Here is a 23,683-nt window from a genome sequence, read left to right as displayed (position 1 = left end):
CAACGCGCTTCGGCCAGAGGGTGCGCGAATAGAACATGCGATGTGCCGGTGGGGCCCGGGGGATGTACGCCCTGAAACCGCCGCATAGCGTCGCATCTGCGAACGCCGGATCGGCGGCTCGTGCCAATCCACTCTCCCGCCGGACACCGGCATGAAACGAAGGAGCCACTCATGGCTGCAACCCCTCGCCCCGACCTCGTGCTCTCGCACGCCGTGGTCACGTCTGACGTCACCGGCAACTTCGATGACATCGACATCGAAGCGTGGCTGAAGAACCTCCCCACCCACGAGTACCAGCGCTGTGCGCCCGGCGACCACAAGGCCGCCGGCTACACGGTCGACGACGACGGCACGCCCATGTCGATCAACGTCGAGGTCATCGGTGCGGGCCTCGTCATCCAGAACTACCGCTACGAGGTCGCCAGCAAGCACTACTGCAAGATGGTCTCCATCTCTGACGTGCTCTCCCCCGCCGGCTGGACCACCACCCAGGTGATCTGGGAGCTCGGCATGGAGCAGCTCGAGGGCGACCAGCTGCGCTACGTGAACACCGTCACGTCGCACCCCACGGAGGAGTTCCTGGAGTTCATCACGGCCAGCGGGCAGACGTTCGAGGAAGCCGCCGCCGCCCGCCAGGAGGCCTCGGGTCGTCACTGCGAGCTCGAGACGCCGCACTACGCGCAGAGCATCGTCGCGTACGCCAAGGCCCACGCATCCGCCCGAGCGGAGTGACCATGGCTACCACTGACACGCACGCCGAGCATCACACGGTCGCCGAGCACGAACATGGCGCGAGCTGTGGACACGAGGCGGTCGCCCACGGCGACCACGTCGACTACGTCCACGACGACCACCGTCACGCGCTTCACGGCGACCACTACGACGAGCACTGAGAACCCGTGGGGGTGGAGGGGGCACAATGTCCCCTCCACCCCCCTCACCCCGAGAACGAAGGACTTCGATGACTTCCGCAGTACGGTTCACCCGCCCCGGTTCACCTGACGTGCTCCGCCTGATCTCGGTGGACCGACCCCACCCCGCACCTCACGAGGTGCGCATCAGCGTCCACGCCGCCGGCATCAACAACGCTGACCTGCTCGAACGTCGCGGCCACTACCCGGTACCGCCTGGAGCTCCTCCCGGACTCGGGCTCGAATGCGCCGGCGTCATCGACGCCATCGGGGCGGACGTCACCGGGTGGAAGGTCGGAGACGAAGTCTGTGCGCTCCTCACCGGTGGCGGCTATGCGGAGGAGGTCGTCGTCCCCGCCACTCAGGTGATGCCGAAGCCGACCACCATGACCATGCTCGAAGCGGCAGGCCTTCCCGAGGTCGCCTGCACCGTCTATTCGAACCTCGCCATGATCGCGGGCCTGAAAGCGGGGCAGACGGTCCTCATCCACGGTGCGGCCGGAGGTATCGGCTCCTTCGCCACACAGTGGGCGACGGCCATCGGCGCCCGGGTGATCGGCACCGCCGGAAGTAAGCCGAAGACGGATGCCGCCATCGGCTTCGGAGCATCCGTAGCCATCAACTATCGCAACGAGGACTTCGCCTCGGTCACGCGTGACGTGACGAACGGGCGCGGCGTCGACGCCATCCTCGACATCGTCGGAACGCCGTACCTCGAGAGCAACATCGAATGCCTCGCCGACGACGGCCACCTCGTCATCATCGGCGGCTCCACAGGTCCCGCGACGCTGGACCTGTGGGAGCTGATGTCGCGCCGAGCCAGCATCTCCGCCACCCTCCTGCGGGCGCGCCCCGCAGCCCAGAAGGCCGAGATCATCGCCGGTGTCACGCGCGACGTCCTCCCGCTCATCGAAAGCGGCGCAATCCGCGGCGCAGTCGACGCGGTGTTCCCGCTCGCAGAAGCGAACCGCGCACATGAACTTCTCGAAGGCGGGCAGACCGTGGGGAAGGTCGTGCTGAACGCCCTCGAGCAGTAGCCCGTCTGGGGCTGGATCTGTCGGGCAGCGGCATCGAACGGGGGTTGCTGCTCCCGACAGATCACATCGACTTTGGAGGCATCGCCATGAACACACCGGCACCCCGTCCCGCAACCGGCGACGTCACGACGTCCGACGACACCGCCCCGCGCACGTCGATCTGGGCGCCCCTTGCTGTGCCGATCTTCCGAGCACTGTGGGTGACGGCGCTGGTCAGCAACATCGGCACCTGGATGCAGACCGTCGGGGCGCAATGGTTCATGGTCGAGCAGCACACCCACCCTCTTCTCATCGCCCTCATCCAGACGGCGTCCGCGGCCCCGGTGCTGCTCCTCGGCATCCCAGCGGGAGTGCTCGGAGAATTCCTGAACCGTCGCTCCATCCTCATCTGGATGCAGACTCTCCAAGTGCTGCTGAGCGCAGCTCTCGTGACGCTGACCGCGACGGGCGAGATGACGCCGTATCTGCTGCTGCTCATCACCGTCCTCCTCGGCGCGGCAACGGCCGTGCAGCTTCCCGCCTACCAGGCGCTGGCCACCGAGATCGTTCCGCTCCGTATGGTGCCGATGGCGGCATCCCTCAGCGCCGTCTCCGTCAACGTCGCCCGTGCCATCGGGCCCGCCGTCGCCGGTGTCCTCCTCTCCGGTTTCGGGGTCGCATTCGTCTTCGGGATGAACCTGCTGTCGTTCGCCGCATTCCTCATCGTCCTCATCAGCTGGCGCACCTACCACCCGAACCCTCATCAGGCCGAGCGGTTCGTAGACGCGGCACGTGCAGGCCTTCGATACGTCACGCAAGCTGCCGTCGTTCGCCGCATGTACGTGCGCCTCGGAGCGTTCGTCGTCCCGGCCAGCGTGTTGTACGCACTGCTCCCGCTCATCGCCACGCAGCGCGTGAACCTTGACTCCGCCGGGTACGGGCTCCTGCTTGCGGGGCTCGGCGTCGGTTCAGTCGGCGCGGCGTTTCTCATCCCGTGGTTCCACGCGCTGGGCGCGAACCGGACAGTGTTTCTGTCATCGGTGCTGTTCGGGGCCGCGACCATCGGGGTTGCCGTATCCCCATGGCTCTTCCTGACGCTGCCGATCCTCGCCATGGCTGGAGCCGCGTGGATCGGCGTCGTCGCCACGCTGAACGGTGCCGTTCAGTCCTTCCTTCCCGTCTGGGTGCGCGCACGAGGTCTGTCCGTCTACCAGATGGTGCTCTACGGAGCCATGGCCGCGGGCGGTCTCGCGAGCGGACTCATCGCTGGGTGGATCGGCGCCATCGCCACCAGCGCCATCGCGGGGGCGGCGACGCTCGTCGTCGCTGCGTCTCAGCTCCTCTGGCCTCTTCTGGAAACCGCGGACAAGAAGCGAGACACCTTCGCGCTCCCGTTGGCGGACGCCGTCCAAGACATCGACGGGCACAGCCCCACTCTCGTCCTCGTCCGCTACGACGTAGCAGGCGAGCAGGAAGACGCGTTCGTGCAGCAGATGAATGCCGTCGAGCACAGTCGTCGACGCACGGGTGCCCGCACGTGGGCGTTGTACCAGGACCGGGAAGACGGCACGTGGGTCGAGGTCTTCGGCGTCGGCAGCTGGAGTGAGCATCTCCAACAGCACCAGACCCGTCTCACGCAGTACGACCAGGTCGTCATCGAGACGGCCGGCGCGCTCGCACAGTCCGTCGACGTCAACCACCTCATCGAGCACGACAGTGTTGACGGCTCACGCACGAAGCCGCGACGCAAAGACGCCACCGTGTCAGCAGGCACCCGACAGGACAAGACCTCATGACACTCTCAGCCTCGGACCTCGTCGGCGCATGGCGGCTCGTCAGCGCTACGGAGGTCTTCGCCGACGGCGTACGGATGCCGGAGTTCGGTCCCCACGTGAACGGTTACCTCTCGTACAGCCCCGATGGCATCGTCTCAGCGACCCTGGGGTCGACGGATCGGGCTCGTACGAACGACCCTGACCCACAGTCCGTCTCGACCGCGAACCTGGCGCTCATGGCTGGAGGATTCATCGCTTACGCCGGGCCATACACCGTAGACTCCGCGAGCGATACGGTCACTCACCACGTAGACGTCGCCCTGTTCACCGGATGGGAAGGAAAGCCCCAGGCGCGGCACGCCCGCATCGAAGGCAACGATCTGTTCATCACAGGATCTCCACGGACCACCATCGACGGACTCTCGTTCCACAGCGAACTCCACTGGACGCGAGTGGTGGCGCGCGCGACACCTGATTCATGAGCGCATCGCGCATCGCACGAGCGCTGGTGGATTTCGCCCCCGTGTCGGGTGCGTGGGTTCCCGCCACTCAGGCGGCTATCGCTATCGCCGGACCACCTGCGGTGTTCGCTGCGCTCGGGCAACTGCGACTGGGGCTCCTCGCATCGTTCGGGGCACTCATCGTCCTGTACCTCTCAGGCAAGAGCCGACGAGAGCGCGCGGCGAAGCTGCCGGTCATAGCGGTCGGCTTTCTCGTGGGTACCGTCATCGGCATCAGCACGGGAAGCTCGCTGCCGACAAGCCTGCTCGCTATGAGCATCGTCGCTGTCGTCTTCTCGTACGTGAGCTTGACGTTCAGCGTCGGACCGCCCGGCGCCATCTTCCCGGTCCTCACTGCCGGCTCCATGGGGCAGCTGACGGCACCCGTGTCGATGGGCGGAGGTGGAGTGGACCCGCTTCTCGTCATCTCGGTTGTGGCGCTGGGCGTTGTCACCGGGTACGTCGTGATCGTCGCGCCGCTCGCGCTGACTCGCGTGCGAGCAGACGATGCCAAGCTCCCTCACGACTACCGCTGGACGTACAGCTGGGAGCCGGATTCTGCACGTATCTTCGCGCGCCTCACTGTCGCGGTCGTACTCGCGGTGCTTGTGAGCGCATGGCTGGGGCTCCACCACGTCGGCTGGGTGCTTCTCGCCGTCATCGGCATCCTGCAGAAGGACTCCGACCTGCACCTCGGGACTCTCCGGATGGCTCAGCGGATCATCGGCACAGCTCTCGGTGTCTGCATCGCGCTGGTCTTCATGCTCTGGATGCCCGAGGGGTTCGCGCTGGTCGCCGTCGTCGGTGGACTCGTGTTCGGGTTCGTGTTCTTCCTCCGCAGCAACCTCATGTTTGCGCTCATGGTGGTGACTCCGATGGCTCTGCTTCTTGTAGCGGGCGGCAGTCGTCCGCTCCTCGAGGCGTCCATCGGCACACGGATCATCGACACCGTCGTCGGAGGTGCCGTCGCCGGGGTCGTGCTCTGCACGGTCGCGGTCTCTCGTCGGTGGAAGCTCAGCGGAGATCGACGTCCGAACGTGAAGAAGGGGGTGTGACGTCGACCATCGCACCCCCTTTCATCACCGGGTCCTCTCTCAGCGCAGCGGGGTGATGCCCTGGGCTCCGCGGGGGAACGTCGCGAGGACGGCGGGGTCGACGTTGAGGTGCGCCGACACGAGCTGCGGCGGCACGTGCGACAGCCAGTTCGCCAGCGAGATCTCCTCGTACCTGTCGGTGCGGAACACCTCGAGGAATTGCAGCACATCGTCGCCGGTGTTCTCGATGTAGTGACCGAAGTTCTTGCGCACGACGCCCACGTCTCCGGCGCGGAAATCGGTCGTGTTCGCGTGCGGGCCGGTGTTGAACACGGTCATGCGGGCCGAGCCGCGCAGGTAGTACTGCCACTCATCGGCGTTCGGGTGCCAGTGCAGTTCGCGCATCGAGCCCGGTTCGACCGTGACGAGCGCCGCGGCGACGGTGCTCGAATAGGCGTAGTTGGTGGAATCGGCGATCTGGATGCTGCCGCCCGTGTTCTGGTAGAGCGGCTTCGAGCGTGACAGTCGAAAGATGACGGGCTCCATGCCCCATTCGACACCCGCGGCGGCTTGGTCGATGTCGAGCGCCGGGGGCTCGTCGCCGGGGAAGATCCAAAGGTTGTGCAGGGGGATGTCGGAGAAGACCTCCTGGGCGACGCCGAAGTTCTTCGCGAGAACCTCGGGCGGGGTGTGGGCGAACCAGTCGGTCAGCAGCAGCGTGTTCGATTCGGACTGGTCGCCGTCGTCGAACGCGAGGACGAACTCGGCACCGTCCGGGCCCAGTCCCTGCAGGGAGTGCGGGGTGCCGGCGGGGAAGAACCACAGGTCGCCTTCCTCCACATCTTCGACAGCAGGCAGGCCGGAGCGGCTGAGCGTCGTGACGCGGGCCTTGCCGCGGGTCATCACCGCCCACTCGGCCGTCTGGTGCCAGTGCAGCTCGCGGATGCCGCCGGGCTCGAGGTACATGTTCACACCGGCGATCTCGTCGGAGATGTGGAAGTCCTGCTTCGTGAGCTCGCGAGCCCAGCCGCCGCGCTGCACCCGGCGGGGTGAGATGTTGAACGACGACCAGAAGAATGGCTGCGTGCTGATGTCCGTCGCAGGCGCATGCATCTGGTTCGGGAACTGCGACTCGATGGCCTCGTTCTGCGGGCCGGTCATGGTGTTGCTCTGCGGGCGGTCGGCGATGTTGATCTCGCCTTCCTGCGGCAGGTCGGGGTTGCCCAGCGAGGGGACTTCGTGACCCACCTCGGGGGTCTCGGACGTGTCCATGCGGTGCTCCTTCGTAACGATTCCGGACGATACCCAGGAGTCTGCCCAGCGGGCGGCTCGGAGCGCACCGAATCGTGACGAATGCACATTCGACTCTCGTCGCAAGGGCCTCAGCGCAATCGGCATTCTCATGAGAAGCACCCACTCGGAGGCCGCATGACGAAGTCAACCCGCACTCACACCCGCCGCTACCCCCTACTTGAGACGGCGCCGGCAGCAGTTGCGCTCGCTCTCGTGTCCGGGCTTCTCAACGCCTGGACGTTCGGCCAGGTGGGCACGTTCGCCACCGTCCAGTCCGGCAACCTGCTGTCCGTCGGATACTTCCTCGCCGACGGCAACCCGGGACGTGTGCTCCTCGCAGCGACCAGCGTCGTCGTGTTCGCGTTCGGCGCGTTCGTCTGCAGCATCTACGTTCTATGGCGCGCGCGTGAGGACAAGCCCTACTCCGCCGAAGTCCTCGTCTTCGAAGTCGCGCTCGTCGCCGTTCTCGCGGTTCTCACGGCCACGACCCACATCAGCCCGTGGGCGGTCGCCTGGACGGTCAGTTTCATCGCGGGTGTGCAGGGCAACGCCTTCCACCGCGAAACCGGCATGCTCTACGGCAACATCGCCGTGACGTCCGTCGTCCAGATGGCTGCGAGCCTCGTCGCCCGGGCACTGGGACGCCGTATCTCCGACGACGGTGAAGCACACATGCGACCTGCCGGCGCGTACTTCGTCGTCCTCGTCGCCTTCGTGGTCGGTGGCGGCGCGGGCTTCGTCATCGATGAGCTGGGGGCCGGAGCGTCGCTCGCCACTGCCGCAGTCGTCCTCCTCGTCCTGTTCATCGCGGCATCGTCGGCGCGTGGCCCCATCGACCCCACGCAGAACAACCCCACCCCCTGAAAACCGAGCAGGAGCAGCCCATGACCACCACCGACACGAACACCCCCGAGTACCAGAACGTGCCCATCGGCACCGGACAGACCGGCCAGCGAAGCGAGTTCGACAGCATGGGAACTGTCGACGTTCCCGCCGAACGCTACTGGGGCGCACAGACCCAGCGCTCCCTGCAGCACTTCTCCATCGGACACGACCACATGCCCATCGAGGTGTACCGCGCATACGGCGTCGTGAAGAAGGCCGCGGCGCTCGTGAACGAGGACGCCGGTCGTCTCGCGCCGTGGAAGACCAAGGCCATCGTGCAGGCATCCGACGAGGTCATCGCCGGTGACCTGGATGCAGAGTTTCCCCTCTACGTCTGGCAGACCGGATCCGGCACGCAGAGCAACATGAACGTCAACGAGGTCATCTCCAACCGCGCCATCCAGCTCCTCGGCGGCGAGCTCGGCACCCAGCACCCCGTAGGCCCCAACGACGACGTCAACATGGCTCAGTCCAGCAACGACTCGTTCCCCGCGGCGATGCACGTCGCCGCGCTGACCGAGATCGACGACCGGCTGCTGCCAAGCCTGCGGGCGCTGCACGCAGAGATCGCACGCAAATCCACGCAGTGGATGGACGTCGTGAAGATCGGACGCACCCACCTCGAGGACGCTGTTCCGCTGACGGTCGGACAGGAGTGGTCAGGCTATGCGGCGCAGCTGGAATCGGGCATCCGCGACATCGAACACAGCCGTGAAGACCTGCTGAAGCTCGCCCTCGGCGGAACCGCGGTCGGTACGGGCCTGAACGCGCCCGAGGGTTTCTCTGTACAGGTCGCGGCGAAGATCGCCGAGCTGACAGGCAAGAAGTTCGTCACCGCCCCGAACAAGTTCGAGGCACAGGGCTCACTGGATGCGATGGTTCGCGCTCACGCGGCGCTGCGCGGACTTGCCGTGTCGCTGATGAAGATCGCCAACGACATGCGCTGGCTCGCCTCGGGGCCGCGGACCGGGTTCGCAGAACTCGTGCTCCCGTCCAACGAACCGGGCTCGTCCATCATGCCGGGCAAGGTCAACCCGACCCAGTGCGAAGCAATCGTGATGATCTCCATCCAGGTCATCGGAGACGACGCCGCTGTGGCATTCGCGGGCTCGCAGGGCAACTTCGAGCTCAACGCGATGCGCCCCATCATCATCAACAACTTCCTCCACTCCGCACGGATCCTCGGCGACGGGATGGCGAAGTTCCTCGAATACTCGGTGTCGGGCACGGAACTGAACGAGAAGAAGATCAGCTCCTACGTCGGCGAGAGCCTCATGCTCGTGACAGCGCTCAGCCCCGTCATCGGATACCAGAACGCTGCACACATCGCAGAGGACGCCCTGGCGAAAGACCAGACGCTTCGCGAAGCGGCGCTCGCTTCCGGCAAAGTCACCGCAGAGCAGTTCGACTCCATCGTCGTGCCGGGCGACCTCGTCGGTCGCGGAGTCGGCGGAGCCTGATGCAGCCCCAGGAGGATGCTGATGCGCGGGCGGTGAGGCACGACCTCATCGCCAGCGCATCAGCGACGTTGCACGCCTCAGGCGAGTCCACGTCGGTGACGCTCGCCGCCGTCGACCGGATGAACCACGGCCTGGACACCGACGCGGAACTCATCCCCGCCTGGACGTCCGTGACCCTCGCGGAACGCGGACGCAGCACCGGCGTAGCCACCGCTCCCCGCATCGTTCTCGCGCCTCCGACCGGGATCGCCATGAACGCCGTGTCGACGCTCACGCGAACGATCGACAAGGTCGGCGTCGGGTCGGCGACCGAGTCCGATCTCGCAGCGGCACTCGCCGACGCGAGGAAGATGCGGCCGGCCGACATCTGGCTCTTCCTCCTCGCCTGCGCCACCGGTTCCGCCGCGTTGGCGGTCATCTTCGGAGCGCAAGATGCGACGGCTGTCGGGCTCGCGGCGGGCAGCGCAGTGCTCGGTGGTGTCGCCCGACGCACGCTCGCACACCTGCACGTCGGCCCCATCGGCCAGGTCTTCACCGCCGCTCTCATAGCGGGGCTCATCGGCGGCTTCGCCGTGCACGCAGATCTCAGCTCCGCCCTGAGGCTCATCGCCGTCTGTCCTGCCATGATCCTCGTCCCTGGACCTCACATTCTCAACGCTGCGCTCGATCTGCTGAGTCTGCGGATCCCGCTCGGCTTCGCGCGTCTCGGATACGCCGCCCTGCTCCTGCTGTCCATCGGGACGGGGCTTGCGATCGGCTTGGCAGCTTTCGGCACGGGACTCCCCCCTACTCCGCCGGGACGCGAGGTTGCACTCGGCCTCGACGTCCTCGCTGCGGGCATCGCCGCCGCGTCATACCCGGTGTACTTCGCGATGCCACTTCGCCTGATCTGGTGGCCTGTCGTCGTCGGAGCGGTCGCGCACGGACTTCGATGGGTGGTGATGGACGTCTGGGGGTGGAACATCGCCGCGGGAGCTCTCGTCGCGTGCTTGTTCGTCGGATTCGCGCTGGCCCCCGTGGCGCGGGCCACGCACATCCCCTTCGCAGGCATCGGCTTCGCGGCCGTCGTTTCACTCGTCCCGGGTGTGTACATCTTCCGCACCATCGATGCGTTGGGAGTACTGACGTTCGCCGGCGGCTCGTCCCCATCGCTTGGAGCGCTCACCGACGGCGCGACGGCTGTCTTCGTCATCATGGCGATGGCGGCGGGACTCGTGATTCCGATGCGGTTCTACGAGCTCATTCGGCGGAGGCGCGCAACATGAACCGACAGACCTCGATGCCTGCCGCGCTTGCGGTGATCGCTGGTGTCACCGACGTCACGAGTTGGCTCCTGCTCGGCGGTTTCTTCTCTGCGCACGTTACCGGCAATCTCGTAGTGATCGCGGCAGACGTGGTGCGTGGGGAGCTCCCTGACCTCGCCTCTCTGCTGGCCGTGCCGGTGTTCATAGTCGCCACCATGCTTTCAACCCTGATCGCACGACGAGTAGGCGCCCGTGCTCCCACCACGAACCAACTGCTACTCGGAGTTCAGGCAGCGTTCCTCATTGCAGCAGCCGTCCTGTCATTCACCGCACAGGCATCGGCACATCCGAAGTCGGGAATCGCTGTCCTCATCGGGATGCTCGCGGTGTGCGCAATGGCCGCACAGAACGCATACCTCCATCTCGTCCCAAACCGCTCATTGTCGACGGCAGTGATGACCGGCAACCTGGTCGCAGCGACCGTCGCTGTCACGGACATTGCTCGGTCACGTGGGCGAGACCAGCAGGCTCGGCGACGATGGGCGCAGACATGGCCGTTGCTTGCCGGATTCATCGGCGGGTGCTTGGTCGGCGCTGCGGGAGCGACACTTTTCGGCGACCACTCGGCCGCCCTGCCCGCCCTCCTCGCCTTGGCGTTGTTCTTGACCACGCTCGGCCCGAAGCCGGCCGGCCTCTCCGCTCCGACGTCCGACACCGCACTGAAAGACGTGAAGTCATGAGAATTCGGAGCACGAGAGAAGTCTCGCGAGCCACCTACGACTCCTCGAAGGTGGCCGCGGCATCGCCCGGGCGCTCCGGGTTCAGGGGCGCCAGATCCAACGCAGCGCATCAGGGAGCAGCACGCCGCCATGATTCGGACTGTGCCCACCGTTTCCGAGAACCAGCCTGAAGTCGTAGCCCGCACGTGCGAGTGCCGCAGCGACTGACAGGTTCTCCGCCAGCCAGTTCATCTCACGCTGGTTCCATCCGTCGTCCCGGTGACCGGCCTGAAGGAGAATCCGGAGCGCTTTGGGCGGAGTCGCTGCGAGGAGTTCCGGATAAGGGTTGCCGCCCGGCATCTGCGCGAAGCTCGACAGGTACGCGATGACGCGCGTGAACTCATCGGGACGTTCCCACGCGGCGGTGAACGCTGCGTTGCCTCCCGAGCTCCCGCCGCAGATCCCATGCAGTGCGGGGTCCTCGGAGATCGCGTACTTCGCCCTCACCGCTGGAAGAACTTCGGTAGTGAGGAACGTCACGTATCGGTCGTCGAACGCGTCATACTCGATGTTGCGATTCTTGGGGTCGTCGGCGCCGTTCCTCGTGCCCGGGTCGACGAAGACCCCGATGGTCATCGGCATCTCCCCTCGGTGCACGAGGTTGTCAAGGACGATGCCGCCGCGGACGTCACCCTCGGGGTCCAGGTACCACCACCCGTCGTTGAACAGCATCAGCGCTGCGGGAGACTTGGCATCGTAACCAGCTGGCACGTGGATCCAGCAGCGGCGGGACGTGCCCGGGTAGACGACGCTGTCTTCGAGGGCGAACTCGACGGTCTGACCGGGAATCACACCCGGTCGCGGTGCCGAATCCGGACCGAACTGGTAGGTGATGTTCTCGAGGTCGACCGGAAGCCGTGTGTACGGAATCTCGATGTGCACGTCGTCACAGTAGCGGGTTCGCCAAGCGCGAGAAAAAGTCGCCGCGACGACGGATGAGTATTCGACAATCGTCGCACTGAGGCTTTCCGGCTCGTCATTAGCGTGAGAGAGGTCCGCCGACCCGTGCGGATGACTCGCGATAGATGCCGGCGTCGGGCCGGCTCACCACAACCTGGAGTTGCTCATGCCTTTTGTGACCACGGACGACGGAACCGACATCTACTTCAAGGACTGGGGCCCCCGCGACGCCCAGCCCATCATGTTCCACCATGGCTGGCCGCTCTCGTCGGACGACTGGGACGCCCAGATGCTCTACTTCCTCGGCAAGGGGTACCGCGTCATCGCCAGTGACCGTCGCGGCCACGGTCGTTCCTCGCAGACCAGCATCGGACACGACATGGACCACTACGCCAGCGACGTGAACGCCGTCGTCGAGCACCTCGACCTCCGCAACGCCGTCCACATCGGTCACTCGACCGGCGGCGGACAGGTGGCCCGTTACGTCGCGAAGTACGGTGAACCACAGGGCCGTGTCGCCAAGGCCGTCCTGGTCTCCTCTGTCCCTCCGCTCATGGTGCAGACCGACACCAATCCCGAGGGCACTCCGATCTCGGTGTTCGACGGCTTCCGCGAAGCGCTCGCCGCCAACCGCGCCGAATTCTTCCAGGCAGTCGCTTCCGGACCGTTCTACGGATTCAACCGCGAGGGCGCGCAGCTCTCCGAGCCCGTGGTCGCCAACTGGTGGCGTCAGGGTATGACGGGCAGCGCGCTCGCTCACTACGAGGGCATCAAGGCGTTCTCCGAGACCGACCAGACCGAGGACCTCAAGGCCATCTCGGTTCCGGTGCTCGTGCTCCAGGGCGACGATGACCAGGTCGTCCCCTTCAAGGACGCCGCCATCAAGCAGCACGAGCTCCTCCCGAACTCCGAGATCAAGATCTACGAGGGGTATCCGCACGGCATGCTCACCACACATGCGGATGTCATCAACCCCGACATCCTCGCCTTCATCCAGGGCTGACCCGCTTCGCCCCGAGGCCGTGTGGTCGACATTGTCGAACGCACGGCCTCTCGGGTGTGCTTGCTCGGCTCCCCCGGCACACGCGCCTTCTAGCTGTAGCTCCGATGCACGTGCCAGCCGTCTTCACCCTTGAACACGTCGAACACCAGCGACAGACCGTCGTCGTCCGTGCCCTGGAAACGCCACCCGTAGAGTCCGTGGTTCTGATCCGGTGACGCCGTCCAGATCGAGTGGCGCAGGCGCGTGGGCGTGTCGGACACTCTCCACCGGCGCCCGGCGAACACCATGCGCGAGGGAATGTCGTCGACCATCCATAGGGTCGTGGGGAGGTGATCGGTCGCCGGTCGCATGATTCTAGAATAGAACATAGATTCGAATGTTGCTACCCTGGTTCCAGGCCGGAGAAAGGGAGCCGGCATGGGCACGAGCAGGCGCTTGGCAGAGCATTACGACATGCGCTCACAGCATCAGGCGATCCTCACGGCCGCCCGATCCGGACCGCTCCAGTCACTCACCGACCGCGAACTCGCCCTCCGAGAACAACCCCTCACCATCTACCCGCAGCCCTACCGAATGGTGCGGGCGTGGGTGCGGTTCGGGCCGGAGGCCATCCGCGTCGACGCCAAGCTCGCCCGCTCCACACCGACCGCCGCAGGAATCGAGTTCCGCGCCGGCGACACCACCTTCCGCTGCTGGGTCTGGGGCAACGCCGTGTCTGCCGACGATGAGACCCGCCTCTAGATGCGGCATCACCGGAGCGACCGAGCGCGGAACCGTCAGAGCTCGTCCCAGGGGGTGAACTCGACCATCACGTCGTCGCCATCGATCGTGTACGTGCCGCCCCCGCCTCCTCCTCCAGGCTCGGCGCGAGATAGGGTGGCCATCTCCCATCCGATTCCTCCTCGGCTCCGAACAGAAGGAGATGGGCCCGTTCCCGCGCGCCCGAGAGGAGCCCCGATGATCGAGTCATCGACCCCGCCGCTTGCATCCCTCGACGGGTATCGCAACATCACCGACCTGCTGGTCGCGCGCGCCTCAGCGGCTCCTGACCACGTGGCCTTCGAAGTCTCGGGAGCGGATGCCACTGCCGCGTGGCGCCCGATCACGACCCGGGAGTTCTCGGATCAGGTGCGCGCTCTCGCCAAGGGCTTCATCGCTCAGGGCATCCGGGCCGGCGATCCGATCGCCATCATGGCCCCGACCCGCTACGAATGGGCCGTCGCCGACCTCGCCGCCTGGTTCGCCGGAGCCGTCGTCGTGCCGATCTACGAGACCTCGTCGCCCTCGCAGGTGAACGCGATCATCGCGGATGCCGGCGTGCGTCTGGCGGTCGGAGGCACCGCGGATCACGTGGCGCTGCTCGACGCGGCGCTCGCGCAGACCGACGACGAGACCTTCGGCGCATGGACCATGGATGCCGCGGCATCCGGCACTCTCCCCGACCTGGTCTCGCAGGGCGTCGACGTGACCGACGAGGAGCTCGAGGACCGCCGGGCGCTCGCCACCCAGGACGACCCCGCGACGATCGTCTACACGTCGGGCACCACGGGTGAGCCCAAGGGTGTCGTGCTCACGCACCGGAACTTCCTCGGACAGGTGCTCAACATCGCCGCCGCGTACCGCGAGATCGTGAACGAGAACGGCAACACCGTCATCTTCCTTCCGCTCGCCCACGTGCTGGCCCGCGGACTGCAGCTCATCTGCCTGGCCAGCGGCATGCGCATCGCGCACCTCTCCGACCCGTCGACGGTCGTCGCGACGCTCGACACCCTGCGTCCGACGTTCCTCGTCGTCGTGCCGCGCGTGCTGCAGAAGATCCAGGCGGCGGCCGCCGACAAGGCAGCCGCCAAGGGTCTCTCGGGTGTCTGGGCGAAGGCCGTCTCGACGGCCCTCGCCTGGGGCCGCCGCGAAGAGCGGATCGATGCGGGCCGCCGCATCTCGGAGGACCTCGGCCTCACGGTGCGGCACCGCTTCTTCGACGCTCTCTTCTACAAGCGCCTGCGCACCGTCATGGGCGGACGCGTCGGCTACATCCTGTCGGGCGGAGCCGCACTCGATGCGGACCTGTCGCTCTTCTTCCGCGGCATCGGGGTGCCCGTCATCGAGGGCTACGGGCTCACCGAGACGACGGCGCCGCTCACCGGCAACCTGCCCGGACGCATCGCCTCGGGAACCGTCGGCCCGCCCCTCCCCGGTCTCACCGTGCGCATCAGCGATGAGGGCGAGGTGCTCGCCCGCGGCGTCGGCGTCTTCGACGGCTACCGCAATCCGGCCCACGACGAAGGAGCCTTCATCGACGGCTTCTTCCGCACCGGCGACCTCGGGAGACTCGATGAGCGCGGACGGCTCGTGCTCGAGGGCCGACTCAAAGACGTGATCGTGACCTCGAACGGCAAGACGATCGTGCCGACCCGCTGGGAGAGCGCCGTCGAAGCGGATCCACTCGTGTCGCACGCGGTCATGGTCGGCGAGGGCAAGCCCTATCTGTCTGCGCTGCTCGTGCTCGACCCCGAGCAGGCATTGGCGTGGGCGGATGCCGAGGGCGTCAGCATCCCTCTGATCGTCGAGACGGACATCCGTGCCGTGACGGACCCGACGCTGCATGCCCACCTGCAGCGCGCCGTCGACGCCGCCAATGCACTCGTCGCCCGCAGCGAGCAGGTGCGTCGCTTCAGCGTGGTGTTCGCCGACCTCGAAGACCGCGGTCTGGTCACACCCACCATGAAGCTCAAGCGGAGCGTCGTGCTCGATCGCGCGGCCGTCACCGTCGAAGACCTGTACCTCTGAGAACCGGAAAGAACACGATGTCCTCCCCCACCCCCACCAACGCCAAGTCCTCGCGGGCGTCCCTGATCGCGATCATCGTCGCGCTCGTCATCGGAGCGCTCGTCGCGCTCGCCGGCAGCCAGGGCGGTGCGGTGCTCGGCGGCATCCCGCTGTTCGCCCTCGCCGTCGCCGCGGCGTACGCGATCCAGATCCTCGCCTTCATTCCGGCGATGATCCTGCGCACCGAGCGGTTCTTCGACCTGACCGGCAGCCTGACCTTCCTGGCCATCTCCGTGGCGCTCGTGCTGCTGACGCCCATGCCCGACGCGCGCAGCTGGATCCTCGCGGCGATGGTGATCCTGTGGGCCGCGCGCCTCGGATCGTTCCTCGCCATGCGCGTGCACAAGGCAGGGTCCGACGGTCGTTTCGACGAGATCAAGGGCTCCCCCGTGCGCTTCCTGCAGGTCTGGGTGATCCAGGGCGCGTGGGTGTCGATCACCGCCGCAGCCGCCTGGATCGCGATCAGCACGGATGCCGCATCGCGAGCCCCCATCGGATGGCTGACGATCGTGGGAATCATCGTGTGGGTTCTCGGGATGACCATCGAGATCGTCGCCGACGCGCAGAAGTCGGCGTTCCGCGCGAACCCTGCCAACAAGGACGAGTTCATCCGCACCGGCCTGTGGTCGCGCTCGCGCCACCCCAACTACTTCGGCGAGATCGTGATCTGGGTCGGCGTCTTCCTCACCGCGGCACCCGTGCTCGCCGGGTGGCAGTGGGTCGCGATCCTGTCGCCGCTGTTCGTGATCCTGCTGCTCACCCGGGTGAGCGGGATCCCGCTGCTCGAGGCCCGCGCCGAGAAGAAGTGGGGAGACCGCGCCGACTACATCGAGTACCGCGAGAACACGCCGTCGCTGATCCCGCGGCTGACCCGGCCGGCTGTGCGCACGACCACCGCCTAGCGGATGCCTGAGGGCGGCCGCCGACGCCCGGCCCCGCCCTCAGGGAGATCAGAATCCCGGTGCATTAGGCTCCCGTGGTGACGCTCATCGAGCCTCGTCACGGCCATGTTCAGGGGGGAACACATGTCATTCGCGATATCACCGGCGGCACTCACCGACCATGCGTCCGCTCTGCGGACCTGTGCGGAATCCACGTCGACGGCCAAGTCCTACGCCTCGGAGCACCTGACCCTCGAGCTGTACGAGATGGGTCTCGTCTTCCAGCAGGCGCGGGGCAAGGTGCATGAGCTGCGCGACGGCATCAGGTCGTACCTCGACACGCTCCACACCGCCGACACCGCCTCGGCCACCGAGCTCGACGCCACAGCCGCACGGTCGATCGAGCTCGACGACGCGGTCGAGGCCGAACTCGACGCCGCATACCCCGACTCCGGCGCCGCAGTACCCCTGCCCGCCGACAGCTCCCCCGGCGCCGTGTGCATCGCCCCGCCCGAGACTGCACTGGTGGCTCCGCCGACCTCGGCACCGACCGATCTCGCCACCGAGATCCTCACGACCAACTGGCTCAGCCCGTCGACGATCCTCGACCAGGCGATCGGCCTGATCACCGGCCTCTTCGGGCTCGACAGCCCCTTCGAACGCGTCGGAAAGAGCTTCAGCGGAGACTGGGACCACCTCTACGAGAGCGGTGAGAGCGCCAAGAACCTCGCCACCTACCTCGAGCGGCAGGCCGATGCCCGTCGCACCGCGATGGCCACGACGGCCGAGAGCTGGGAGGGCGAGGCGGCCACGGCCGCGACGACGTTCTTCGCCCGGCAGGGCGAGGTGCTCGACGAAGCGGCGAGCAAGCTGAAGGACACCCAGCCCGAGTTCGACGCTCTCGTGCGCGGCATGCGCTCGTCGGCGAACCTCGCGACCGGCCTCATGGCGACGATCATCGACGCCTCCCTGATCGCATGGGGGTGCTACGCCGTCGGCGGCGCCACCGCGGCGACCGGTATCGGGGCGATCATCGGCGGCATCTGCGGCACCGGAGCAGTCGGCGTCGCGGTGTACGCGCTCTACGAGCTGTTCACGCTCTGCCAGAACCTCTACGCGATGCTCGACGGGCTCACCAGCCTGATCGGTCTGGCCATGTCGTTCCTGCTCGCCACCGACACGCTCCCCCAGATCTCCTCCTACGACAACACCCAGGTGTGACCCGATGACGACTCCCGACGACTTCCGTTCCGTTCCGCCCACCGTCGCGCCGGGCGGCGAGGATCCGACCCAGAAGCGCGTGCTCGCGAGCTCGCAGTCCGGCAGCCTCCTCGACCTCGAGGCACGCGAACTCCTGGGTCGCTTCCAGCACGACCAGAACCTGCCGAAGGAGGTCCGCGAACGGGCCGGGCAGGCGCTGCGCGGGGACGGAACGCTGCGCGACGTGCTCGAGACACCGGCGTTCACGGAGATGCGCGAGGCCGCCGCGCGGCGGTTCCGCGAAGAGCTCGCGGCGATGAGCCAGGAAGAGAAGGACGAGATGGCACGCACCCTGCGCGAGCGCTTCTCGGGTCCGTTCGGCATGCCCGGCGCGGGATCGCCCTCGTGAGACGCCGCAGGGGCGCGGCCCTTCTGACACTTGGCGCTGCCGTCGTGGCGGGGCTCACGGGCTGCACCGCATCCCCCTCGACCGCCTCGCTGACCGTGACCTTCACCGACGGCGCCGAGCAGACCATCCAGGAGGTCTCGTTCAGCGACCTGGCGTGCCGGACCTCGAGTGTGAATCGGGTGTTCGTGAGCGAGTCCACTCTCAGCTCCGGCGAGAACGAGTTCCTCGCCAGCGCTCCCACCGACGGTCGCGACGCCTATGCGATCTCGTTCTGGCTCGGCGACTACTCGTTCGTATCGACCGCGAAGTTCGACGCCTCGGGCTCGACGGTCACCTTCGATGCGCTGCCCGGATTCGTGGCGGAGTCGCTGAACGGCGAGAGGGCGACGAGCGCCGGCGTCGAGGCGACGCTCGACGGAACGATCACCTGCAACTGATGACCGCCTGCCACTGATGACGACGCACCGGAACCACCCGGTGCACCTGAGGGGGAACCATGGACACTCGCAAGATCTCGGTCTCGCACGACTCGGTGACCGCTGCACTCACGTCGATCGAGGAGACGATCGACGTGATCGAGCAGGGCCTCGATCACCTCGAGTCCCGCGCCGCCGTGCTGCGGGCCAGTTGGGACGGCGAGGCCCGCGAGGCCTTCGACATCGCGCATGCGCGCTGGGATGAGTCCGTGCGGCAGCTCAATGCGATCGCGCAGGCGATGAGCGCCGTCGCGCACTCGTCGAACTCCCGATTCCAGGATCAGGACCGGCGGGCGGCGCAGGTCTGGCAGATCTGAGGTCGCTCACCCGACGAGCGGACCGCCGACCTTCCAGTATCCGAGGAACGACACGCGATCCTTCGCGATCCCGACCTCGGTGGTGAGGTGGCGGCGGAGGCGCGTGGTGACGCCCGACTCCCCCGCGAGCCACACGTAGAGGTCGGGGTCGTCGCGCAGCTCGCCCTGCCGCTCGTCGAGCCAGTCCCGCACCGCACGCTCCACACCGGATTCCTCGCCGCTTCCCCGCGCGACGACCTGGACGCGCACGTTGACGGGAGAATCCGCCGACACCACGTCGTCGGCGGGATCATCGCACTCGAGGAAGACGTCGGCCGAGGCATCCGGATCGAGTGAATCGAGGATGCCGCGTACGGCCGGGAACGCCGTCTCATCGGCGACGAGCACGAAGCGGCGCGCATCGCCCGGCTGCCAGTGCAGGCCGTACCCGGTCCACCCCATGCGCACGTCGGGCCCGTTGACCACGAGGTGATCGCCGGGCTGCGCCGCCGCGGCCCACGCGGATGCCGGTCCTGCCGGCTCGTGCAGATAGAAGTCGATGTCGATCTCACCGGCATCCGCCCTGATCGCCGACGGCGTGTAGGTGCGCAGCACGTTGCGCTCGCCCTCGGGCAGTGCCTTCCAGCGCGTGTACCAGTCGGAGGGATGAGGCGTGGGTTCGTCGAGCAGTCCGAAGTCGGCGATGCTGCCGTCGGGCAGGGGCAGCACGACCTTGATGCGCTGATCCATGCCCCAGGCGGCGAAGTTCCGCAGGCTCTCTCCGGCGAGTGTCAGCCGGACGAAGCGCGGGCTCAGCATCGCGCGGCGGCGCACCTCGACGGGGAACGCGCTGTAGGCCCAGGGGCGATCGGCGCTCACGACCGCACTCCCCTCTGCGCGGCGCCGACCGCGGGCACGGACCCGCGCAGCGGCACCACGAGCGGTCCGCCCGTGACCGGATCGGCGATCACGACGTTCTCGAGACCGAAGACCTCGTGCACGCGTTCGCTCGTGATCACCTCGTGCGGCGGCCCCTCGGCGAGGATGCGTCCCTCGCGCATGGCGATGATGTGGGTCGCGTAGCGGGCGGCGTGATTGAGGTCGTGCAGCACGGCGACGAGCGTGCGGCCCTGCGCGTTGAGATGAGCGAACAGCTCCATGAGCTCGACCTGATGCGCGACGTCGAGGAACGTGGTCGGCTCGTCGAGCAGCAGCAGGTCGGTCTCCTGCGCGAGCACCATCGCCACCCACACCCGTTGGCGCTGCCCGCCCGAGAGCGCGTCGACCGGGCGCGCTGCCAGATCGGCAGTGCCGGTGGCCTCCAGCGCGTGCTGCACGGCCAGCTCGTCGGCATCCGACCACTGACGCATCAGGTTCTGATGCGGATATCTGCCCCGGGCGACCAGATCGGCGACCGTGATGCCATCGGGTGCCGTGGCGCTCTGCGGCAGCAGACCGAGCCTGCGGGCGACCTCCTTCGCCGGATACGAGCCGATCGTCTGTCCATCGAGCACGACACGCCCGCTCGATGGCGCGAGCAGCCGCGACAGGCCTCGAAGGAGCGTCGATTTGCCGCATGCGTTCGGACCGATGATGACGGTGAAGCCACCGTCGGGCACCTCGACCGACAGGTCGCGGACGATCTCGGTGCGGTCGTACGACAGCGAGATGCGCTCGGCGCTCAGGCGCGGAGCGGCGGCGGGCTCGGCAGGGGACGGGGTGTCAGGCACGGCGACGGATCTCCAGGATGATCATGAGAACGAGGTAGGCGCCGCCGACCGACACGGTGACGACGCCGACGGGCAGGGCGGTGGGCAGCACGTGCTGCGCGATGAGGTCAGCGCCGAGCAGCAGCACGCCGCCGAAGAGCCCCGAGAGCATGAGCGACAGGTGCGGGGTGCGGGCGACGAGGCGGGCGATCTGCGGTGCGGCGAGGGCGACGAACGCGACGGGACCTGCGACCGTGGTGGCCGCGGCGACCAGCGCGACGCCGACGAGCAGTGCGCCGGCCCGGATCGCGCCCGGTCGAGCGCCGGTCGACGCCGCCATGTCGTCGCCGAGACCGAGCTGACGCAGCCGCGGCACGAGCAGCAGGGCGGCGACGACGAACGGCAGGGCGCACGCGAGTGCCCCCGCGAGTGGGCCGGCGGTGACGCCGTTCAGCGACCCGGTCCCCCACGCCGAGGCGAACATCGCCGTCTCCAGCTCGATCTGCAGCAGCATCCAGGTGTTCAGCGAGGCGAGGACCGCGGAGACCCCGATTCCGACCACGATCAGGCGGAAGCCCTGCACGCCCCCGCGAGCGGACAGCAGCCAGATCACCGCGGCCGTGGCGAATCCGCCGACGAGCGAGCCGACGGTCAGCACAGGCCAGCTTCCCGAGACCAGCACCAGCGCGAGCAGCATGCCGGTGAACGCGCCATTGGAGAGGCCGAGGATGTCGGGACTCGCGAGTGGATTCCTCGTCACGGTCTGGAACAGCGCACCCGCGATGCCCAGGAGCGCGCCGACCGTGATGGCGGCGACCGCCCGCGGGAGTCGCCAGTCGATCACGACCGTGCGGTCCATGGCGTCACCGCCGCCGAGCAGCGTCTGCACCACCTGCGGCGGCGTGAGCGGATAGGTGCCGAGCCCGAGCGCCAGCACCGTCAGCACGACGAGAACACCGACCGCCGCGACACCCACGAGGATGCTGCGCTGACGCACCGGCATCCGCAGGGGGCCGAGACGAAGGATCCGCCGTCGGTACCCGACGTCGGTGGGCGTGACCACCCGCGATGAACTCACAGCGCACTCGCCTTGCGCCTGCGGGCCAGCACGATCAGCACGGGAGCCCCGACGAACGCCGCCACGATGCCGACCGGCACCTCGGCCGGGGCGATGATGATGCGACCGAGCACATCGGCGAGCAGCAGGATGACGGGTGCGAGCACGGCCGAGAGAGGAAGGATGAGGCGCTGATCGACGCCGAACGTCCACCGGATCACGTGCGGCACCATGAGGCCGATGAACGAGATCGGGCCGGCGAGGGCTGTGGCGGCGCCGGCGAGCAGCGTGACGGCGGCGATGACGCCGATGCGGATGCCCGCGACGTTGGCGCCCTGCGCGCGGGCGACGTCTTCACCGAGGCCGATCGCATTGAGACCGGGGGCGAGCAGGAGCGCGAGCACGAGTCCGGCGACCACGAACGGCAGCACCGGCAGGATGACGTCGAAGCCGCGGCCGAGAAGCGACCCGGCGTTCCAGCTGCGCATCGAGTCGAAGGCATCCGGGTCGCTCAGCGACAGCCCGGTCGTGATGCCCGAGAGCACGGCGCCGAGCGCGACGCCGGCGAGAGTGAGCCGCAGCGGGTCGGCGGAGCCTCGTCCCGAGGATCCGATCAGGTACACGGCCACCGTGACCACGAGGGCGCCGAGGAATGCGAGCCACACGAACTGCGACACATCGCGCAGGCCGAGGAAGGTCACGCCCAACGCGACGGCGAGCGCCGCACCCGCGTTGACGCCGAGGATGCCGGGATCGGCGAGCGGATTGCGGGTGAACGCCTGGATCAGCGCACCCGCCACCCCCAGCGCGGCACCGGCCACGAGACCCGTGACGGTGCGGGGGATGCGGAGGTCGAACACGATGTAGTCGGTCTCGGGGGTCCCGCTGCCCTGCAGCGTGGTCCACACCGTCTGCGGAGAGAGCGGGTTCGCGCCGACCGTGAGAGAGAGCACGACGGCCAGCGCGAGGGCTGCGAGGAGGACGATCGTTCCCCCCACCGTACGCAGGCCGCGGCGCGGAGAACGCCGACGCCGCGTGGGCGGCGCCGGCGTCTCGGTCAGGGAGAGAGCGGTCAACGGCTCTCTTCGAGATACGTCTCGATGTCATCGAGCACGGTCTGCGCGCCCTTGGGCCCGACGCCCGACACCCAGTAGCTCGTGTCGACCGGTGTCACCGAGGGGAAGGCCTCGGGGTTCTGAGTGATCGCCGCGGGGATCTCAGAGGCGTCATCGACGTCGGTCACGGTGACGAACACGTGATCGGCCTGCGCCGAGAGGATGTTCTCGGGCGAGAGGTCGGCCTGCAGTCCGTCGGCCCAGTCCTGCTCGGGGATCGTGAATCCGACGCACTCGAGCAGACTGCCCGAGAACGACACCGGACCGTAGAGGCTCAGCGTCGTCTCATCGCGCGGACGGATCAGCTGCGCGGTCTGACCGTCGACGTCGTACTCGTCTGCCAGCGCCTCGCAGCGGTCCTCGACCGCCGACAGCAGATCGGCGACCTCGTCTTCGCGACCGAGGGCCTCGCCGATGAGCAGCGCGTTGTCACGCCACGGGTCGGCCTGGGTCTCGATGAACACTGTCGGGGCGATCGCGGCGAGCTGCTCGTAGAGCTCGGAGTGCCGCGCCTCGGTGCCGAGGATCAGATCGGGCTTGAGCGCCGCGATCGCCTCGAGGTCGGGCTCGGGCACCGTGCCGACGGGCTCGACGCCGTCGACCTCGAGGTAGGCCGGTGCACCGGTGACGTTGCTGGCCACCGCGGCCCCGACCGGCTCGATGCCGACCGCGACCGCGGTATCGAGCTCGAGCGGCTCGAGCGTGACCACGCGCTGCGGGTCGTCGGGGACCTCGGTGGTGCCGCGGGCGTGCTCGACCTCGTGCGCGCCGGATGCGGCGGCGGTGGGTTCGTCGGTGGCGGCAGTCGGCTCGGCGGCGCAGCCGGCGAGCAGGAGCAGTGCACAGGACGAAGCGGCGATGGCCGTGACGGCGCGACGACGGAGGCGGGAGGGCATGGGGAATGACCTTTCGGG

The 23,683-nt window shown here is 67.7% G+C and carries 26 protein-coding genes; 18 read left to right on the top strand and 8 right to left on the bottom strand.

Annotation, left to right across the window (positions count from 1 at the left end):
- Positions 1-171 precede the first annotated feature (171 nt).
- From IXW21_RS00780 to IXW21_RS00755, 6 genes are all read left to right on the top strand, one after another.
- Complete coding sequence (locus IXW21_RS00780; protein ID WP_194762344.1) at positions 172-732, top strand: hypothetical protein; 561 nt, start codon at positions 172-174, stop codon at positions 730-732.
- 2 nt (positions 733-734) lie between these two features.
- The gene (locus IXW21_RS00775; protein ID WP_194762343.1) at positions 735-893 is read left to right on the top strand and encodes a zinc transporter permease; all 159 of its coding nucleotides are present in this window, start codon (positions 735-737) and stop codon (positions 891-893) included.
- Positions 894-961: 68 nt separating this feature from the next.
- The gene (locus tag IXW21_RS00770) at positions 962-1,948 is read left to right on the top strand and encodes an NAD(P)H-quinone oxidoreductase (RefSeq protein ID WP_194762342.1); all 987 of its coding nucleotides are present in this window, start codon (positions 962-964) and stop codon (positions 1,946-1,948) included.
- Between the two features lie 86 nt (positions 1,949-2,034).
- Positions 2,035-3,723 carry an MFS transporter gene (locus IXW21_RS00765; RefSeq protein WP_194762341.1) on the top strand — a complete coding sequence of 563 codons (1,689 nt, stop codon included), beginning with the start codon at positions 2,035-2,037 and terminating at the stop codon, positions 3,721-3,723.
- Positions 3,720-4,184 (top strand): lipocalin-like domain-containing protein, encoded by a 465-nt coding sequence (locus IXW21_RS00760; RefSeq protein ID WP_194762340.1) that lies wholly within the window; start codon positions 3,720-3,722, stop codon positions 4,182-4,184. The genes IXW21_RS00765 and IXW21_RS00760 overlap by 4 nt, the downstream gene beginning before the upstream one ends.
- Positions 4,181-5,257 carry an FUSC family protein gene (locus tag IXW21_RS00755; RefSeq protein ID WP_194762339.1) on the top strand — a complete coding sequence of 359 codons (1,077 nt, stop codon included), beginning with the start codon at positions 4,181-4,183 and terminating at the stop codon, positions 5,255-5,257. Before IXW21_RS00760 ends, IXW21_RS00755 begins: the two co-directional genes overlap by 4 nt.
- A gap of 39 nt (positions 5,258-5,296) precedes the next feature.
- Here IXW21_RS00755 and IXW21_RS00750 read toward each other — a convergent pair whose 3' ends face one another.
- On the bottom strand, positions 5,297-6,508 hold the full coding sequence (locus IXW21_RS00750; protein WP_194762338.1) for a cupin domain-containing protein: 1,212 nt from the start codon (positions 6,506-6,508) through the stop codon (positions 5,297-5,299).
- 156 nt (positions 6,509-6,664) lie between these two features.
- Between IXW21_RS00750 and IXW21_RS00745 the strand changes: the two genes are divergently transcribed.
- From IXW21_RS00745 to IXW21_RS00730, 4 genes are read left to right on the top strand one after another with little or no spacing between them, the layout of a single operon-like run.
- A complete protein-coding gene (locus IXW21_RS00745; RefSeq protein WP_194762337.1) occupies positions 6,665-7,393 on the top strand; it encodes a YoaK family protein in 729 nt (242 codons plus the stop codon).
- Positions 7,394-7,413: 20 nt separating this feature from the next.
- The gene (gene fumC / locus IXW21_RS00740) at positions 7,414-8,874 is read left to right on the top strand and encodes a class II fumarate hydratase (RefSeq protein WP_194762336.1); all 1,461 of its coding nucleotides are present in this window, start codon (positions 7,414-7,416) and stop codon (positions 8,872-8,874) included.
- A 32-nt stretch (positions 8,875-8,906) separates the two neighbouring features.
- Positions 8,907-10,139: a threonine/serine exporter family protein gene (locus IXW21_RS00735; RefSeq protein WP_194762335.1), complete on the top strand. Its 1,233-nt coding sequence runs from the start codon at positions 8,907-8,909 to the stop codon at positions 10,137-10,139.
- Positions 10,136-10,858, top strand: a complete 723-nt coding sequence (locus IXW21_RS00730) for a YoaK family protein (RefSeq protein ID WP_194762334.1) — start codon at positions 10,136-10,138, stop codon at positions 10,856-10,858. Before IXW21_RS00735 ends, IXW21_RS00730 begins: the two co-directional genes overlap by 4 nt.
- An 81-nt stretch (positions 10,859-10,939) precedes the next feature.
- On the opposite strand, the gene IXW21_RS00725 is transcribed toward IXW21_RS00730, so the two are convergent.
- Positions 10,940-11,779, bottom strand: a complete 840-nt coding sequence (locus tag IXW21_RS00725) for an alpha/beta hydrolase (RefSeq protein WP_194762333.1) — start codon at positions 11,777-11,779, stop codon at positions 10,940-10,942.
- 184 nt (positions 11,780-11,963) lie between these two features.
- Here IXW21_RS00725 and IXW21_RS00720 point away from each other — a divergent pair, with 184 nt between their 5' ends.
- Positions 11,964-12,800, top strand: coding sequence for an alpha/beta fold hydrolase (locus IXW21_RS00720; protein WP_194762332.1), 837 nt, complete (start codon positions 11,964-11,966; stop codon positions 12,798-12,800).
- A gap of 89 nt (positions 12,801-12,889) precedes the next feature.
- On the opposite strand, the gene IXW21_RS00715 is transcribed toward IXW21_RS00720, so the two are convergent.
- Complete coding sequence (locus tag IXW21_RS00715) at positions 12,890-13,150, bottom strand: hypothetical protein (RefSeq protein WP_194762331.1); 261 nt, start codon at positions 13,148-13,150, stop codon at positions 12,890-12,892.
- A gap of 103 nt (positions 13,151-13,253) precedes the next feature.
- On the opposite strand from IXW21_RS00715, the gene IXW21_RS00710 reads away from it, so the two are divergent.
- The 7 genes from IXW21_RS00710 (at position 13,254) to IXW21_RS00680 (ending at position 18,909) form a co-directional block, all read left to right on the top strand.
- Positions 13,254-13,541, top strand: a complete 288-nt coding sequence (locus tag IXW21_RS00710; RefSeq protein WP_228528023.1) for a hypothetical protein — start codon at positions 13,254-13,256, stop codon at positions 13,539-13,541.
- Between the two features lie 216 nt (positions 13,542-13,757).
- The gene (locus IXW21_RS00705; protein ID WP_194762329.1) at positions 13,758-15,587 is read left to right on the top strand and encodes an AMP-dependent synthetase/ligase; all 1,830 of its coding nucleotides are present in this window, start codon (positions 13,758-13,760) and stop codon (positions 15,585-15,587) included.
- 17 nt (positions 15,588-15,604) lie between these two features.
- Positions 15,605-16,528, top strand: coding sequence for a DUF1295 domain-containing protein (locus IXW21_RS00700; protein ID WP_194762328.1), 924 nt, complete (start codon positions 15,605-15,607; stop codon positions 16,526-16,528).
- A gap of 123 nt (positions 16,529-16,651) precedes the next feature.
- A complete protein-coding gene (locus IXW21_RS00695; protein WP_194762327.1) occupies positions 16,652-17,728 on the top strand; it encodes a hypothetical protein in 1,077 nt (358 codons plus the stop codon).
- A 4-nt stretch (positions 17,729-17,732) separates the two neighbouring features.
- Positions 17,733-18,116 carry a hypothetical protein gene (locus IXW21_RS00690; protein WP_194762326.1) on the top strand — a complete coding sequence of 128 codons (384 nt, stop codon included), beginning with the start codon at positions 17,733-17,735 and terminating at the stop codon, positions 18,114-18,116.
- Between the two features lie 44 nt (positions 18,117-18,160).
- The gene (locus tag IXW21_RS00685; RefSeq protein ID WP_194762325.1) at positions 18,161-18,553 is read left to right on the top strand and encodes a hypothetical protein; all 393 of its coding nucleotides are present in this window, start codon (positions 18,161-18,163) and stop codon (positions 18,551-18,553) included.
- A 59-nt stretch (positions 18,554-18,612) separates the two neighbouring features.
- Positions 18,613-18,909 (top strand): WXG100 family type VII secretion target, encoded by a 297-nt coding sequence (locus tag IXW21_RS00680; RefSeq protein ID WP_194762324.1) that lies wholly within the window; start codon positions 18,613-18,615, stop codon positions 18,907-18,909.
- A 6-nt stretch (positions 18,910-18,915) separates the two neighbouring features.
- Here IXW21_RS00680 and IXW21_RS18485 read toward each other — a convergent pair whose 3' ends face one another.
- From IXW21_RS18485 to IXW21_RS00655, 5 genes are read right to left on the bottom strand one after another with little or no spacing between them, the layout of a single operon-like run.
- Positions 18,916-19,767, bottom strand: coding sequence for a siderophore-interacting protein (locus IXW21_RS18485; protein ID WP_323742129.1), 852 nt, complete (start codon positions 19,765-19,767; stop codon positions 18,916-18,918).
- Positions 19,764-20,618, bottom strand: coding sequence for an ABC transporter ATP-binding protein (locus IXW21_RS00670; protein ID WP_194762323.1), 855 nt, complete (start codon positions 20,616-20,618; stop codon positions 19,764-19,766). Before IXW21_RS00670 ends, IXW21_RS18485 begins: the two co-directional genes overlap by 4 nt.
- Positions 20,611-21,675, bottom strand: coding sequence for a FecCD family ABC transporter permease (locus IXW21_RS00665; RefSeq protein ID WP_323742128.1), 1,065 nt, complete (start codon positions 21,673-21,675; stop codon positions 20,611-20,613). Before IXW21_RS00665 ends, IXW21_RS00670 begins: the two co-directional genes overlap by 8 nt.
- Positions 21,672-22,730: an iron chelate uptake ABC transporter family permease subunit gene (locus tag IXW21_RS00660; RefSeq protein ID WP_228528022.1), complete on the bottom strand. Its 1,059-nt coding sequence runs from the start codon at positions 22,728-22,730 to the stop codon at positions 21,672-21,674. The genes IXW21_RS00665 and IXW21_RS00660 overlap by 4 nt, the downstream gene beginning before the upstream one ends.
- A complete protein-coding gene (locus IXW21_RS00655; protein WP_194762322.1) occupies positions 22,727-23,665 on the bottom strand; it encodes an ABC transporter substrate-binding protein in 939 nt (312 codons plus the stop codon). Before IXW21_RS00655 ends, IXW21_RS00660 begins: the two co-directional genes overlap by 4 nt.
- Positions 23,666-23,683: the final 18 nt, after the last annotated feature.

This window comes from Microbacterium sp. UFMG61 (assembly GCF_015354505.1).
Taxonomy (GTDB): domain Bacteria; phylum Actinomycetota; class Actinomycetes; order Actinomycetales; family Microbacteriaceae; genus Microbacterium.
The sequence above is the reverse complement of the archived record's forward strand: the minus strand, read 5'-3'. Positions and strand labels throughout refer to the sequence as shown.

Bases quoted from the DNA above. Each gene is read 5' to 3' on its own strand.
- IXW21_RS00780 (WP_194762344.1), top strand. From the start codon at position 172: ATGGCTGCAACCCCTCGCCCCGACCTCGTGCTCTCGCACGCCGTGGTC.
- IXW21_RS00775 (WP_194762343.1), top strand. From the start codon at position 735: ATGGCTACCACTGACACGCACGCCGAGCATCACACGGTCGCCGAGCAC.
- IXW21_RS00770 (WP_194762342.1), top strand. From the start codon at position 962: ATGACTTCCGCAGTACGGTTCACCCGCCCCGGTTCACCTGACGTGCTC.
- IXW21_RS00765 (WP_194762341.1), top strand. From the start codon at position 2,035: ATGAACACACCGGCACCCCGTCCCGCAACCGGCGACGTCACGACGTCC.
- IXW21_RS00760 (WP_194762340.1), top strand. From the start codon at position 3,720: ATGACACTCTCAGCCTCGGACCTCGTCGGCGCATGGCGGCTCGTCAGC.
- IXW21_RS00755 (WP_194762339.1), top strand. From the start codon at position 4,181: ATGAGCGCATCGCGCATCGCACGAGCGCTGGTGGATTTCGCCCCCGTG.
- IXW21_RS00750 (WP_194762338.1), bottom strand. From the start codon at position 6,508: ATGGACACGTCCGAGACCCCCGAGGTGGGTCACGAAGTCCCCTCGCTG.
- IXW21_RS00745 (WP_194762337.1), top strand. From the start codon at position 6,665: ATGACGAAGTCAACCCGCACTCACACCCGCCGCTACCCCCTACTTGAG.
- fumC (WP_194762336.1), top strand. From the start codon at position 7,414: ATGACCACCACCGACACGAACACCCCCGAGTACCAGAACGTGCCCATC.
- IXW21_RS00730 (WP_194762334.1), top strand. From the start codon at position 10,136: ATGAACCGACAGACCTCGATGCCTGCCGCGCTTGCGGTGATCGCTGGT.
- IXW21_RS00720 (WP_194762332.1), top strand. From the start codon at position 11,964: ATGCCTTTTGTGACCACGGACGACGGAACCGACATCTACTTCAAGGAC.
- IXW21_RS00715 (WP_194762331.1), bottom strand. From the start codon at position 13,150: ATGCGACCGGCGACCGATCACCTCCCCACGACCCTATGGATGGTCGAC.
- IXW21_RS00710 (WP_228528023.1), top strand. From the start codon at position 13,254: ATGCGCTCACAGCATCAGGCGATCCTCACGGCCGCCCGATCCGGACCG.
- IXW21_RS00705 (WP_194762329.1), top strand. From the start codon at position 13,758: ATGATCGAGTCATCGACCCCGCCGCTTGCATCCCTCGACGGGTATCGC.
- IXW21_RS00700 (WP_194762328.1), top strand. From the start codon at position 15,605: ATGTCCTCCCCCACCCCCACCAACGCCAAGTCCTCGCGGGCGTCCCTG.
- IXW21_RS00695 (WP_194762327.1), top strand. From the start codon at position 16,652: ATGTCATTCGCGATATCACCGGCGGCACTCACCGACCATGCGTCCGCT.
- IXW21_RS00690 (WP_194762326.1), top strand. From the start codon at position 17,733: ATGACGACTCCCGACGACTTCCGTTCCGTTCCGCCCACCGTCGCGCCG.
- IXW21_RS00680 (WP_194762324.1), top strand. From the start codon at position 18,613: ATGGACACTCGCAAGATCTCGGTCTCGCACGACTCGGTGACCGCTGCA.
- IXW21_RS00655 (WP_194762322.1), bottom strand. From the start codon at position 23,665: ATGCCCTCCCGCCTCCGTCGTCGCGCCGTCACGGCCATCGCCGCTTCG.